General features: G+C 51.4%; 1 protein-coding gene. It reads left to right on the top strand.

The window, feature by feature from the left end:
- Window positions 1-248: 248 nt before the first annotated feature.
- Complete coding sequence (locus tag ACFQ2O_RS21610; protein WP_377532977.1) at window positions 249-1,271, top strand: IS110 family transposase; 1,023 nt, start codon at window positions 249-251, stop codon at window positions 1,269-1,271.
- The last annotated feature ends 166 nt before the right edge of the window (window positions 1,272-1,437 follow it).

The raw sequence follows: 1,437 nt of genomic DNA, 5'->3' as shown, positions 1-1,437 counted from the left end.
AACCTTTAGATTAGCGCTATATAATTTTTCCAATAGCTATACTTTTCTATTACCAGGTATTGTAGTAATTTTTACCTATACCTGAAGGGCAGCCAGTGAACTACTCGCTAACAAGGCGAAATTCCTACAGTCCGAATCAGTCTGGCTGCTTTTACTTTCATTGCAGGCGAGGAATCATATAGATTTTCGGGATTACAGACCCATGATAAAGGTTTCGATTCGCAGCTTGCCTTAACTGACTAAAAGATATGGAAAAGCTAATGCAACCGCAAGTTTCACCGTTCATTCTGGGGGTAGACGTCTCTAAGGACAGCCTGGACGTGTGCCTGACCCGAAGGGGCGAAGTACCCCTGCACCACCAGAAGTTCAACAACAACAGCGAGGGTTTTCAGCGGATGAAGGCCTGGATGAAGCAGCAAGGCTGCGAGGCTGGCCCAGACACCCTCTGCTGTATGGAGCACACAGGCATGTACACCAGGCAGCTGGTGCACTACCTGCTGGCAAGGCAGGTACACGTGTGGCTGGAGAGCGCCCTGCAGATCAAGAGGAGCATCGGTATGGTCAGGGGAAAGGACGACAAGGTAGATGCACAAAGAATCGCCCGTTACGCCCTGCTGCACCAGCAGGAGGCCCAGTGCTTATCGCTCTCTGGCGTGACGCTGGAGCGGCTGAAGGATCTGCAGGCAAGCAGGAGCAGGCTCATCAAGGCCCTTAAAAGCATCAAGGGCACCATCAAGGAGCTGCTGCAAATAGACCCTGTGTCTGGAAAGACGCTGGAACAGGTGAACAGAAAGGCTATCAGGGGGCTGGAGAAGAGCAAGGAGTTAGTGGAGGAAAAGATGCAGCAGTTTATCGCAAAGGACGGTGAGCTGAAGCGAAAATACGACCTGCTCACCTCTGTCAAGGGCGTGGGAAAAGTACTAGCCATTTCCCTTCTGGTCTACACCCAGGGCTTCTCTAAAATGGAAGACGGACGCAAGCTTGCCTGCTACTGCGGGGTAGCTCCCTTCGAGTACAGAAGCGGCACGAGCGTGATGGGCAGGACGGGTGTCTCGAAGTTCGCCAACAAAGAGTTGAAGCAGGTGCTGCACATGGCGGCTCTGAGTAGTATCCGGAACAACGGTGAGATGAGGAGCTACTTTGAGCGGAAAGTCGGGGAAGGCAAAAGCAAGATGAGCGTCTTGAATGCTGTCAGGAACAAGCTGCTGCACCAGGCGGTGGCAGTTATAAAAAGAGGGACTCCCTATGAAGTGAGATTGAACATTATTTAGAGCAAAACGCTTGTTTTCATCATAGATTTCGGACTTGGCCATAAGGCGGCGTAGCTAGCTTATGGGTGTGGTGTGCGCCCAGTATGGGCACCTGATACGAAAGGTATCATATTATTCCAGAGGGTGCAAGTCCCTTACAGGCGAGTTGGTGAAGCCTGTTAGCAAG

The organism is Pontibacter rugosus (genome assembly GCF_042678745.1).
In the GTDB taxonomy this organism is placed as follows: Bacteria; Bacteroidota; Bacteroidia; order Cytophagales; family Hymenobacteraceae; genus Pontibacter; species Pontibacter rugosus.
The sequence above is the reverse complement of the archived record's forward strand: the minus strand, read 5'-3'. Positions and strand labels throughout refer to the sequence as shown.